Raw genomic sequence first — 12,301 nt, forward strand, 5'->3', positions numbered from 1 at the left:
GCCCGCGCCGCTGTTGGCCGCTTCCCCTAAAATCATATTTTAGCTTATTTTCCCCCCCCCCCCCCCCCCCCCGCTCCTGGTTCACTCGGACGGCTGTCCGACGATCCGTCAGACCTCCACCACCACCGGGAGGATCATCGGCCTGCGGCGATACGTGTCGGAGACCCACTTGCCCAGGGTCCGTCGCACCAGCTGCTGCAGCTGGTGCGGTTCGACCACACCGTCCTGGGCCGAGCGCTCCAGGACCTCGGTGATCCTCGGGATCACGTCGCCGAACGCCGAGTCCTCGATGCCCGAGCCGCGCGCCTGGATGTGCGGGCCGCCCGTGATCTTCCCGGTGGACGAGTCGACGACCAGGAAGACCGAGATGATGCCCTCGTCTCCGAGGATCTTGCGGTCCTTGAGGGCCGGCTCGCCCACATCGCCGACCGAGAGGCCGTCGACGTAGACGTAACCCGCCTGGACCTTGCCCGCGATCTTCGCCTTGCCCTCGACGAGGTCGACGACCACACCGTCCTCGGCGATGACGATCCGGTCGTGCGGGACGCCGGTCAGGGCGCCCAGCTCGGCGTTCGCACGCAGGTGTCGCCATTCGCCGTGGACCGGCATCAGGTTCTTCGGCCGGCAGATGTTGTAGAAGTACAGGAGCTCGCCGGCGGACGCGTGGCCCGAGACGTGCACCTTGGCGTTGCCCTTGTGGACGACGTTGGCACCCCAGCGGGTCAGGCCGTTGATCACGCGGTAGACCGCGTTCTCGTTCCCCGGGATCAGGGAGGACGCGAGGATGACCGTGTCGCCCTGGACGATCCGGATCTGGTGATCGCGGTTGGCCATGCGGGACAGGGCCGCCATGGGTTCGCCCTGGGAGCCCGTGCAGACCAGGACCACCTGGTGATCCGGGAGGTCGTCGAGCGTCTTGACGTCGACCACCAGGCCCGGGGGGACCTTCAGGTAGCCGAGGTCCCGTGCGATGCCCATGTTGCGGACCATCGAGCGACCGACGAAGGCGACCCTTCGGCCGTGCTCATGGGCCGCGTCCAAGATCTGCTGGATGCGGTGGACGTGGCTGGCGAAGCTCGCCACGATGATCCGCTTGCGGGCGCTGCCGAAGACCTGCCGCAGGACGTTCGAGATCTCCTTCTCGGGCGGAACGAAGCCCGGAACCTCGGCGTTCGTCGAGTCCGCGAGGAGGAGGTCGATGCCTTCCTCGCTCAGGCGCGCGAACGCGTGCAGGTCGGTGAGCCTGCCGTCCAGTGGGAGCTGGTCCATCTTGAAGTCGCCCGTGTGCACCACCATGCCCGCGGGAGTGCGGATGGCGACGGCCAGGGCGTCGGGGATGGAGTGGTTGACCGCGACGAACTCGCAGTCGAAGGGGCCGATGCGCTCGCGCTGCCCCTCGACCACCTCGAGGGTGTACGGGCGGATGCGGTGCTCCTGGAGCTTGGCCTCGATGAGCGCGAGGGTCAGCTTGGAGCCGATCAGCGGGATGTCCGGCTTCTCCCGGAGGAGATAGGGGACGCCGCCGATGTGGTCCTCGTGGCCGTGTGTGAGGACGATGCCCTCGATGTCGTCGAGGCGGTCCCGGACAGACGAGAAGTCCGGCAGGATCAGGTCGATTCCGGGTTGCTCCTCCTCGGGGAAGAGCACGCCGCAGTCGACGATCAGCAGACGGCCGCCGTACTCGAAGACCGTCATGTTTCGGCCGATCTCGCCGAGACCGCCGAGTGGGGTGACCCGCAGGCCGCCTTCGGCGAGCGGCGGGGGCGGGGCCAGTTCAGGATGCGGATGGCTCAAAAGACTCTCCTCACCACGCACGCCACGTACCGGTGGGGCACGTGGCGTGCGTGACGTTCGTGCGTTCAGCAGTTGTCATGGTGGTGCGGGCACCGGTGGCCCGCGTATTCAGTTGTTGAGTCCGTTTGCGCGCCGGGCGCGCGAAGTCTGGTGTTAGAGCTGTACCCCGCCGGCAGCAAGATCGATCTTGAGCTGCTCGATCTCCTCGGGCGAGAGCTCGACCATGGGAGCGCGCAGCGGGCCTGCGGGCAGGCCCTGCAGCGCGAGCGCCGCCTTGGTCGTCATCACACCCTGGGTGCGGAACATGCCCGTGTAGACCGGAAGCAGCTTCTGGTGGATCTCGGTGGCCTTCTGGACGTCGCCGGAGACGAACGCCTCGACCAGGGCGCGCAGGTCCGGGGTGACCACATGGCCGACGACCGAGACGAAGCCGACCGCGCCCACGGAGAGCAGCGGGAGGTTCAGCATGTCGTCGCCGGAGTACCAGGCGAGACCGGAGCGGGCGATGGCCCAGCTGGCGCGGCCGAGGTCGCCCTTGGCGTCCTTGTTGGCGACGATCCGCGGGTGCTCGGCGAGGCGGACCAGGGTCTCGGAGCTGATCGGGACACCGCTGCGGCCGGGGATGTCGTAGAGCATGACGGGCAGTTCGGCGGCGTCGGCGACTGCCTTGAAGTGCCGGTACAGGCCCTCCTGCGGGGGCTTGTTGTAGTACGGCGTCACGATCAGCAGGCCGTGTGCGCCGGTCTTCTCGGCGGCGCGGGCGAGCTCGACGCTGTGGTGGGTGTCGTTGGTGCCGACACCTGCGACCACGTGGGCGCGGTCGCCGACCGCCTCCAGCACGGCTCGTACGAGATCCGATTTCTCCGCGTCACTGGTGGTCGGGGACTCACCGGTGGTTCCGTTGATGATCAGGCCGTCGTTGCCTGCGTCCACCAGGTGGGTGGCGAGCCGCTGGGCGCCGTCGAGGTCGAGTGCGCCGTCCGCCGTGAAAGGCGTGACCATGGCGGTGAGGACCCGCCCGAAGGGGGTCTGCGGAGTGGAGGTCGGAGCCATGGGGAACACGCTACTCGTTGCTCAAGGCGGGGTCTGCCCTAGGGGGGCGGGAAAAGTCAGGACAAAGATGGAACCCGGCACTGCCTGCTCGGGGGTTCAAGCAGTGCCGGGTCCGTTTGATCAGGCTAGATGAACTTCTCCAAATGCCGCAATACGGACACTTCGCACGGTGGGCCCGTACATCTGTGCCCTACGGGGAAACAGGCGTCCACGTCCGTTACGGCGCGACGCGGCCATTCGCGTTGAAGGCTGCGTGCGTGAGCGGCATGAGCGCGGCCCACTCCGCTTCCATCTTCTCGCCCACCATCTCGATCTCCCGCTGCGGGAAGGACGGCACCTTCGCCTGCTCGTGCTGGGTGCGCAGGCCGAGGAAGTGCATGAGCGAGCGGGCGTTGCAGGTGGCGTACATCGAGGAGAACAGGCCGACGGGCAGGACCGAACGGGCGACCTCGCGGGCGACACCCTGCGCGAGCATGTCCTGGTAGGCGCGGTACGCCTGGCGGTACGACTCCTCCATGGCGCTTCCGACGGACGCGTGCTGCTCCGGGGTGCCCTCGACGAAGACGTACTTGCCGGGGCGGCCCTGCTGGACGAGCTTGCGGTCGGGACCGGGGACGTAGAAGACGGGCTGGAGCTCGCGGTAGCGGCCGGACTCCTCGTTGTACGACCAGCCCACGCGGTGCCGCATGAACTCGCGGAACACGAGGATCGGGGCGCTGATGAAGAAGGTCATGGAGTTGTGCTCGAACGGGCTGCCGTGCCGGTCCCGCATGAGGTAGTTGATCAGGCCCTTGGAGCGCTCAGGGTCCTTGCTCAGCTCTTCCAGGGACTGCTCTCCGACGGTCGACACCCTGGCGGCGAACAGCACGTCGGAGTCGGCCGCGCTGTGCTTGACCAGTTCGACGGTGACGTCGTCGCGCAGCTCGATCTTGAAATCGTCGTCGGGGGTGGGGGTCACGGTTCGGGGGGTCCTTCCCTGCTCGTTCGGTGGCGACGACACTCTACGGCCCACCAAACGGGACTTTCACTGCCGTGCCCGAGTCAAGTCGGCGAAAACGGGCACCTTTTGCGGCAGTCGCTCGTCTGTACAGACAGCAGCGATTCGTTCGATCCCGAAGTTCGACCCCCGAAGGGAGAAGCACCCCCATGCTGTTGCGTCGGCGCGAACCCGTACCGTTCGCCTTTCTCGCCGAAGCCGACAGGTTCCGCAGCAATGTCACTCCTCCACCCCCGCAGAGGGCGTCCGCCGGTGAGATGGCCGGGCGCTGGCTGATGGGACTCACCATCGTCGCCGGACTCGTGGGCTCCCTGCTCATAGGCATGCCTGCGCTGTCGCAGGATCAACCTCCCTCGCAGACACAGCAGTCGCAGGCGTCCCAGGGACACTGACTCGACCGCGCCCCCAAAGGTGGCTCGCGGGGACAGCGGCGGATAACCTCACCGGGCACAGCCCACCGCATGGATCGAGTGAGGACCCGCCGTGCCCCTGCCCTTCCTGACGGCCGACCGCGCATTCGAGACGACGGACGACGTCGCCTTGCCGTTCGACGACCGTGACCGCTGGCGGCGCCCCTACCGGCCCGGCCCGTGGCGGGTGGGAGTGGCCGCACTCCTTCTGCTGCTCGCCTCGTACGTGCTGTTCGCCGCGGTGATCATCGCGCTCACCGACTCGCCGTCCGAGGCCGGTGTGGTGCTCGGCATCGCGGGGCTCGTCATCGTCGGCGCGCTGCGGCTGCTGCGCATGGGGGTGTGGGTGAGCGCCCGCGGAGTGCGTCGGGTGGGCTTCCTCCTCACCCGGACGGTGTCCTGGGAGCAGGTTGTCACCGTGCGGACGGCACAGCAGCCGGTGCGCTGGCTCGGACTGCCGCGCACGGTTCAGGGGCAGGCCCTCACCGTCGTACGGCAGGGCCGGTCGCCGGAGGCCGAGGGGCCGCTGCTGACCTCGCACAACGCGGACTTCCTGGCGCGCGGCGAGGCGTTCGACCGGGCCGCGGACACGGTGGAGGCCTGGGCGGCGGAGTACCGGCGGGGCTGACACGTCACGTATGCCGGAGGGGCCGGTCCGCTGCAGATGCGGGCCGGCCCCTTCGGCGTACGTGCGGTCAGGCCTCGATCGTCCTGCCGTCGTGCAGGGCTATCGCGCGCTGCATCGCCTTGCGGGCGCGCGGGGTGTCGCGGGCGTCGTGATAGGCGATCGCGAGGCGGAACCAACTGCGCCAGTCGTCGGGGGCCGCCTCGGTCTCGGCCTTGCGCTTGGCGAAGACCTCGTCGGCCGAGTCACGGTCGATCCGTCCGGCGGGCGTGCGCTTCAGCTCGTCGACGGGCAGGCCGCCCTCGGCGTCGAGCTCGGCGGCCAGGGCGTTGGCCCTGCGGACGAACTGGGTGTTCTTCCACAGGAACCACAGTCCGATCACCGGCAGGATCAGCACCGCGACGCCGAAGGTGACCGTCAGGAGTGTGCCGGACTGGATGAGCATGACGCCGCGGCTGCCGACCAGCACGAAGTAGACGAGCAGGACGGCGGCCGTGACGGCGTAGGACAGCTTGGCTCGCATGACGGTGTCAGCCCAGGTCCAGGAAGTTTTCCAGGCCGAAGGTCAGGCCCGGGGTGGTCACCACACGGCGCGCGCCGAGCAGGATGCCCGGCATGAAGCTGCTGTGGTGGAGGGAGTCGTGGCGGATGGTCAGTGTCTCGCCCTCGCCGCCCAGCAGGACCTCCTGGTGGGCCAGCAGTCCGCGCAGGCGGACGGAGTGGACGGGGATCCCGTCGACGTCCGCGCCCCGCGCGCCGTCCAGGGCCGTCTCCGTGGCGTCCGGTGCCTGAGCCGTACCCGCCTCGGCGCGGGCCGAGGCGATGAGCTGGGCCGTGCGAGTGGCGGTGCCCGAAGGGGCGTCGACCTTCTTCGGGTGGTGCAGCTCGATGACCTCCACCGACTCGAAGTACGGCGCGGCGATCTGCGCGAACTTCATGTTCAGCACGGCGCCGATGGAGAAGTTGGGCGCGATGAGGACGCCCGTCTCCGCGGAGGCGTACAGCCAGCCCTTCAGCTTCGTGAGGCGCTCGTCGGTCCAGCCCGTGGTGCCGACGACGGCGTGGATGCCGTGGCCGACGCAGTACTCGAGGTTGTCCATCACCGAGGCGGGAGTGGTCAGTTCGACCACGACCTGGGCGCCGGCCCCGGCGAGGGTCTCCAGCTTGTCGCCGCGGCCGAGGGCGGCCACCAGCTCCATGTCCTCGGCCGCCTCGACGGCCCGCACCGCCTCGGAACCGATGCGGCCCTTCGCACCGAGGACGGCCACGCGCAGCTTGCTCATCTCTTGCTTCCTAACCGGGGTTTGCGAGGGGATCAGGCAACGGCCTCGTGCAGTCGGGCCGCCTGCTTGTCCTTCAGCGGGCCGATGACCGACAGCGACGGGCGCCGCCCCAGGATCTCGCGGGCGACCGCGCGGACATCGTCCGGGGTGACCGACGCTATCCGGGTCAGCATGTCGTCGACGGACATCTGCTCGCCCCAGCACAGCTCGCTCTTGCCGATGCGGTTCATCAGCGCGCCCGTGTCCTCCAGGCCCAGGACCGTGGAGCCCCGGAGCTGGCCGATGGCGCGGCCGATCTCGTCGTCCGAGAGGCCGTTCGCGGCGACCTGGTCGAGTTCGTCGCGGCAGATCTTCAGCACGTCGTGCACCTGCGAGGGCCGGCAGCCGGCGTACACGCCGAACAGGCCGCAGTCTGCGAAGCCGGAGGTGTACGAGTAGACGCTGTAGGCCAGCCCGCGCTTCTCCCTGACCTCCTGGAAGAGCCGGGACGACATGCCGCCGCCGAGCGCGGTGTTGAGCACGCCGAGGGCCCAGCGGCGCTCGTCGGTGCGGGCGAGGCCGGGCATGCCGAGGACGACGTGGGCCTGCTCGGTCTTGCGGCCGATCAGCTCGACGCGGCCCGCGGCACGCAGGGTGCGCACGCCCTCGCGCGGGGCGATGGGCGTGGCCTCGGGGTTCCTGAAGGCGCCGGCCTTCTCGAAGGCGGCCCGGACCTGTCGTACGACCTTGTCGTGGTCGACGTTGCCGGCGGCCGCGACCACCAGGTGCGTGGGGTCGTAGTGCTTCTTGTAGAAGCGGCGGATGCGGTCGGCGGTGAGGGCGTTGACGGTGTCGACGGTGCCGAGGACCGGACGGCCGAGGGGGTTGTCGCCGAACATGGTGCGCGCGAACAGGTCGTGCACACCGTCGCCCGGGTCGTCCTCGGTCATGGCGATCTCTTCGAGGATCGCGCCGCGCTCGACGTTGACGTCCTCTTCGCGGATCAGCGAGCCGGTCAGCATGTCGCAGACGACGTCGATGGCGAGGGGCAGGTCGGTGTCGAGCACGCGCGCGTAGTAGCACGTGTACTCCTTCGCCGTGAACGCGTTCATCTCGCCGCCGACCGCGTCGACGGCGGAGGAGATGTCCAGCGCGCTGCGCTTCGACGTGCCCTTGAAGAGGAGGTGCTCCAGGTAGTGCGTGGCGCCGTTGAGGGACGGTGTCTCGTCACGGGAGCCCACGTGCGCCCAGATGCCGAAGGTCGCGGAGCGGACCGAGGGCAGCGTCTCGGTGACGATGCGCAGGCCGCCCGGGAGGGTGGTCTTGCGGACCGTGCCGATGCCGTTGGTGCCCCGGATGAGGGTTTGGGTACGGGCGACGGCCCGCGCCTCCGAGGAGGTGCGGGCCGTCGCCGTGGAGCTGGTCGACGTCACTGGTCGGTGTCGTCCTTCTTCTCTTCGTCGCCCTCGCCCTCGATCACGGGGATGAGGGAGAGCTTGCCGCGGGAGTCGATCTCGGCGATCTCGACCTGGACCTTGGCGCCCACGCCGAGGACGTCCTCGACGTTCTCCACGCGCTTGCCGCCGGCGAGCTTGCGGATCTGCGAGATGTGCAGCAGACCGTCCTTGCCCGGGAGCAGCGAGACGAACGCGCCGAAGGTGGTCGTCTTGACGACCGTGCCCAGGTAGCGCTCGCCGACCTCCGGCATGGTCGGGTTCGCGATCGAGTTGATCGTCGCGCGGGCCGCCTCGGCCTGCGAGCCGACCTGGGCACCGATGTAGATGGTGCCGTCGTCCTCGATCGTGATCTCGGCGCCGGTGTCCTCCTGGATCTGGTTGATCATCTTGCCCTTCGGGCCGATGACCTCGCCGATCTTGTCCACGGGGATCTTGACGGTGATGATCCGCGGGGCGTTGGGGGACATCTCGTCCGGCGTGTCGATCGCTTCCATCATCACGTCGAGGATGTGGAGGCGGGCGTCACGGGCCTGCTTGAGAGCGGCGGCCAGGACGGAGGCGGGGATGCCGTCCAGCTTGGTGTCGAGCTGGAGGGCGGTCACGAACTCCTTGGTGCCGGCGACCTTGAAGTCCATGTCGCCGAAGGCGTCCTCCGCACCGAGGATGTCGGTGAGGGCGACGTAGTGGGTCTCGCCGTTGATCTCCTGGGAGATCAGGCCCATGGCGATACCGGCGACGGGGGCCTTGAGGGGCACACCGGCGTTCAGCAGCGACATGGTGGAGGCGCAGACCGAGCCCATGGACGTCGAGCCGTTGGAGCCGAGGGCCTCGGACACCTGACGGATCGCGTAGGGGAACTCCTCGCGCGTCGGCAGGACCGGCACGATGGCGCGCTCGGCGAGGGCGCCGTGGCCGATCTCGCGGCGCTTGGGGGAGCCCACGCGGCCGGTCTCGCCGACGGAGTACGGCGGGAAGTTGTAGTTGTGCATGTAGCGCTTGCGGGTCACCGGGGAGAGGGTGTCCAGCTGCTGCTCCATCCGGAGCATGTTGAGGGTGGTGACGCCCAGGATCTGGGTCTCGCCACGCTCGAAGAGCGCCGAGCCGTGCACGCGCGGGATGGCCTCGACCTCGGCGGCCAGCGTACGGATGTCCGTGACGCCACGGCCGTCGATGCGGACCTTGTCCTTGATGACGCGCTCACGGACCAGGGACTTGGTCAGCGAGCGGTACGCGGCGGAGATCTCCTTCTCGCGGCCCTCGAACTGCGGGAGCAGCTTCTCGGCGGCGATCTCCTTGACGCGGTCCAGCTCGGCCTCGCGGTCCTGCTTGCCGGCGATGGTGAGCGCCTGGGAGAGCTCGCTCTTGACCGCGGCCGTCAGGGCCTCCAGGACGTCGTCCTGGTAGTCGAGGAAGACCGGGAACTCACCGGTCGGCTTGGCGGCCTTGGCGGCGAGGTCGGCCTGGGCCCTGCAGAGCACCTTGATGAAGGGCTTCGCGGCGTCCAGACCGGCGGCGACGACCTCCTCGGTCGGCGCCTCGGCGCCGCCCGCGACCAGCTGGATGGTCTTCTCGGTGGCCTCCGCCTCGACCATCATGATCGCGACGTCGCCGTCCTCCAGGGCGCGGCCCGCGACGACCATGTCAAAGACGGCGTCCTCGAGCTCGGAGTGCGTCGGGAAGGCGACCCACTGGCCGTTGATCAGCGCGACGCGGACGCCGCCGATCGGGCCGGAGAAGGGCAGACCGGCCAGCTGGGTGGACGCGGAGGCGGCGTTGATCGCCACGACGTCGTACAGGTGGTCGGGGTTGAGCGCCATGATCGTGGCGACGACCTGGATCTCGTTGCGCAGGCCCTTCTTGAAGGACGGGCGCAGCGGGCGGTCGATCAGGCGGCACGTGAGGATGGCGTCCTCGGAGGGACGGCCCTCACGGCGGAAGAAGCTGCCGGGGATCTTGCCGGCGGCGTACATCCGCTCCTCGACGTCCACCGTGAGGGGGAAGAAGTCCAGGTTTTCCTTGGGCTTCTTGGAAGCGGTAGTGGCCGACAGCACCATGGTGTCGTCGTCCAGGTACGCCACGGCGGAGCCGGCGGCCTGCTTGGCCAGGCGGCCCGTCTCGAAGCGGATGGTGCGGGTGCCGAAGGAGCCGTTGTCGATGACGGCCTCGGCGTAGTGGGTCTCGTTCTCCACTAGCGTTTTCTCCGTTACTTTTCGTCTGCGTTTCGTCTTTTGTCCCGATCCGCCCGTGTGGCGGGGGGACATGCGCGGAGAAGCGCTCCGTCTGGTGCGGGCCGGTCTTCGATCGAAGCACCCGGGGTTCCTACCGCCCGGGGGCCACTACCGAGGACCGGCGGCGGCGAGGTGCACTTCTCCTCGTGATACTGCGTGATGCTGCGTTGTGCTACCACACTACAAAGCGGGTGTGACACTGCGCACGTTTCCGCGCGTACGGCAAAGGGAGCGGTCCCCGATCGTTTCGGGAACCGCTCCCTTCACGGCGTCCTACTTGGCGCCCGCCGCACCGCGGCGGATGCCGAGGCGGTCGACCAGCGCACGGAAGCGCTGGATGTCCTTCTTCGCCAGGTACTGGAGAAGGCGACGGCGCTGACCGACCAGGATCAGCAGACCACGACGGGAGTGGTGGTCGTGCTTGTGGGTCTTGAGGTGCTCGGTCAGGTCCGAGATACGGCGCGAGAGCATCGCGACCTGGACCTCGGGGGAGCCGGTGTCGCCCTCCTTCTGGCCGAACTCGGTCATGATCTGCTTCTTCGTAGCGGCGTCGAGCGACACGCGTACTCCTCGTAGTCTGTTGGGTAGCCACCGAGTGCCCCTGGTCCACTTCTCAGGGGAGCTTCCGTAACTCGGGAGGCGGGGATCCGTCGGGCGCGGCCTCCGGGGCGAGCGGCTCCGGGGGTGCGTACACAAACGGCCGTCAGCCAGGGTATCAGCCCCGCGGCAGTGCCCCGGTCCATGCCTACGTCGTACACATGACGCAGCGGCTGCCACCCATGTGGGTGACAGCCGCTGTCAACTGGCCGGTACGGGCGTCAGCTGGTCATGCCGCGGGCCGCCGCGTAGAGGTCGAGGACCGCGAGGCAGAGCGGGACGAGCGAGAGGAGCACCGCGCCCTCGCTCAGATCGAGCATGCGGCCCCAGAACGGGGTCACGCCCTTGCGCGGCACGATCAGGGCTACGGCCACAAGGAGCATGGCGCCGAACGCGACCGCGGCGGAGAGCCAGACGGTGCGGATGTCCAGCGGCGCGTGGTTGTGGTTGTAGATGAGCTCTTCCATGATGTCGGCCGGCGGGTTCAGGGCGAGGCCGAGGACCAGCAGGCTGACGGTGATGATGCCCGAGATCATCAGGGTCACGACCTGGGACGTGTACAGGAAGAGCCGGGCCCGCATCAGCATGGCGAGGCCGGCGGCCAGCGAGAGCAGCTGGGCCCAGCCGCTGGTGGAGAAGCCGAGCACCACACCGGCGGAGGCGACACCGGTGACCGCGCAGCCGCCGACGAGGCCGAGCAGCAGTTCGTGGCCGCGGCGGGCCTGGTCGGTGATGAGCTGGTAGTCGACCGGCTCCTGCTCCTGCTGGTCCTCGGCGCGCCCGCGCTTGGCGATCTGGTCGGGCGAGCGGAAGCCGATCGGGAGCCGGGAGAAGCGGGCGGACCAGCCGGGCAGGAAGCCGATGACGGCGACCATGACCACGGCGGTGACCGCGGCGCTCTCACGCGGCTCGGCCTCGGAGACGATCGCGGCGAAGGTGGCGAGCACTCCGATGCCGGCGCCGAACGCGGCGGCGATGAAGGGCGCGTCCTTCTGGGGCAGCATCAGGACGAGCAGCACCGCGGCGACGAGGACGGCGGCGAAGCCGACGAGGAGGTTCAGACGTCCCGGGCCCTCGCCCGCGTCGAGGCCCATGACGCCGGAGCCGCCGACCATCAGGTGGGGCAGCGAGGCGAGGCCGAGGGCCACGGCCGCGTGGTGGTCGTCGTAGACCCGGGCCCGTACGGACGCGAGCGCCACGAGGATGACTCCGGTGACGCCCGCGATGACGCCCGGCAGGCCGTGCATGTCGTGGCGGAGCGGCTCCGAGAACCACAGCGCCAGCGCCATCATGGTCAGCAGAAGCGTGCCGGCGGTCAGGCCGACGACCCGCATCATGTTGTCGTTCCAACTGCGCCGGTCGGCCTCGACCACGGCGGCCACGGCGTCCACGACGTCGTCGAAGACGGCGGGCGGCAGCGAGTCCGCGAACGGCCGCAGGAGCAGCAATTCACCATCGCGTATCTGCTGTTCGGCGAGCGAGCGCCCGTCGTCGAGGACGGAACCGTCCCTGCGTACGAGGTTGTACCCGGTGGGCGCGGCCTCCTCGGGCGTCTGCCCCGACAGCCGCAGGATCTCCGGGTATACGTCAGAGAGCGGCACGTCCTCGGGAAGTGCCACGTCGATCCGGCTGTTCGGTGCCGCCACCGTGACCCGGCAGAATCCGGTTGCTGAAACCGTACTCACCTGACGGTTCCCCCTAGTCCAGTACTCGGTGATTCGTCGCGGTTTGCCAGGGCGAAACCCGCTCCGCGCTTCGTTTGGAGCGTCACCCTACCGTCCTCTCGCGGCATCTCCCCATCCCCTCCCGGCTCAACGGCCCCGCAGAACAGTAGGATCAGCGCCCGACTCATGCGTTGGCAAAGCCCCATGAGTCGAC

General features: G+C 69.0%; 11 protein-coding genes. 2 read left to right on the top strand and 9 right to left on the bottom strand.

Going from position 1 to position 12,301, the window contains the following annotated elements; all coding sequences use genetic code 11:
* Positions 1–108: 108 nt before the first annotated feature.
* The 3 genes from ACFYRX_RS42300 to thyX form a co-directional block, all read right to left on the bottom strand.
* Complete coding sequence (locus ACFYRX_RS42300) at positions 109–1,794, bottom strand: ribonuclease J (protein WP_389112169.1); 1,686 nt, start codon at positions 1,792–1,794, stop codon at positions 109–111.
* Between the two features lie 153 nt (positions 1,795–1,947).
* Positions 1,948–2,847, bottom strand: coding sequence for a 4-hydroxy-tetrahydrodipicolinate synthase (dapA, locus tag ACFYRX_RS42305; protein WP_389112170.1), 900 nt, complete (start codon positions 2,845–2,847; stop codon positions 1,948–1,950).
* Between the two features lie 217 nt (positions 2,848–3,064).
* On the bottom strand, positions 3,065–3,805 hold the full coding sequence (gene thyX / locus ACFYRX_RS42310; protein WP_389112171.1) for an FAD-dependent thymidylate synthase: 741 nt from the start codon (positions 3,803–3,805) through the stop codon (positions 3,065–3,067).
* A gap of 191 nt (positions 3,806–3,996) precedes the next feature.
* Between thyX and ACFYRX_RS42315 the strand changes: the two genes are divergently transcribed.
* Both ACFYRX_RS42315 and ACFYRX_RS42320 read left to right on the top strand, forming a co-directional pair.
* The gene (locus tag ACFYRX_RS42315) at positions 3,997–4,236 is read left to right on the top strand and encodes a hypothetical protein (protein WP_389112334.1); all 240 of its coding nucleotides are present in this window, start codon (positions 3,997–3,999) and stop codon (positions 4,234–4,236) included.
* 91 nt (positions 4,237–4,327) lie between these two features.
* Positions 4,328–4,882 carry a hypothetical protein gene (locus ACFYRX_RS42320; RefSeq protein ID WP_389112173.1) on the top strand — a complete coding sequence of 185 codons (555 nt, stop codon included), beginning with the start codon at positions 4,328–4,330 and terminating at the stop codon, positions 4,880–4,882.
* Between the two features lie 67 nt (positions 4,883–4,949).
* On the opposite strand, the gene ACFYRX_RS42325 is transcribed toward ACFYRX_RS42320, so the two are convergent.
* The 6 genes from ACFYRX_RS42325 to eccD all read right to left on the bottom strand — a co-directional run bounded on the left by ACFYRX_RS42325 (position 4,950) and on the right by eccD (position 12,108).
* Complete coding sequence (locus ACFYRX_RS42325; protein WP_389112174.1) at positions 4,950–5,402, bottom strand: hypothetical protein; 453 nt, start codon at positions 5,400–5,402, stop codon at positions 4,950–4,952.
* Between the two features lie 7 nt (positions 5,403–5,409).
* The gene (gene dapB, locus ACFYRX_RS42330) at positions 5,410–6,162 is read right to left on the bottom strand and encodes a 4-hydroxy-tetrahydrodipicolinate reductase (RefSeq protein WP_389112176.1); all 753 of its coding nucleotides are present in this window, start codon (positions 6,160–6,162) and stop codon (positions 5,410–5,412) included.
* Positions 6,163–6,194: 32 nt separating this feature from the next.
* Positions 6,195–7,574, bottom strand: a complete 1,380-nt coding sequence (locus tag ACFYRX_RS42335) for a M16 family metallopeptidase (protein WP_389112178.1) — start codon at positions 7,572–7,574, stop codon at positions 6,195–6,197.
* On the bottom strand, positions 7,571–9,787 hold the full coding sequence (locus ACFYRX_RS42340) for a polyribonucleotide nucleotidyltransferase (protein ID WP_389112179.1): 2,217 nt from the start codon (positions 9,785–9,787) through the stop codon (positions 7,571–7,573). Before ACFYRX_RS42340 ends, ACFYRX_RS42335 begins: the two co-directional genes overlap by 4 nt.
* Positions 9,788–10,099: 312 nt before the next feature.
* Positions 10,100–10,387 carry a 30S ribosomal protein S15 gene (gene rpsO / locus ACFYRX_RS42345; RefSeq protein WP_007385095.1) on the bottom strand — a complete coding sequence of 96 codons (288 nt, stop codon included), beginning with the start codon at positions 10,385–10,387 and terminating at the stop codon, positions 10,100–10,102.
* Between the two features lie 257 nt (positions 10,388–10,644).
* Positions 10,645–12,108 (bottom strand): type VII secretion integral membrane protein EccD, encoded by a 1,464-nt coding sequence (gene eccD / locus ACFYRX_RS42350; RefSeq protein WP_389112182.1) that lies wholly within the window; start codon positions 12,106–12,108, stop codon positions 10,645–10,647.
* Between the last annotated feature and the right edge of the window lie 193 nt (positions 12,109–12,301).

Origin of the sequence: Streptomyces sp. NPDC005374 (assembly GCF_042872225.1) — a bacterium.
Taxonomy (GTDB): Bacteria; Actinomycetota; Actinomycetes; order Streptomycetales; family Streptomycetaceae; genus Streptomyces.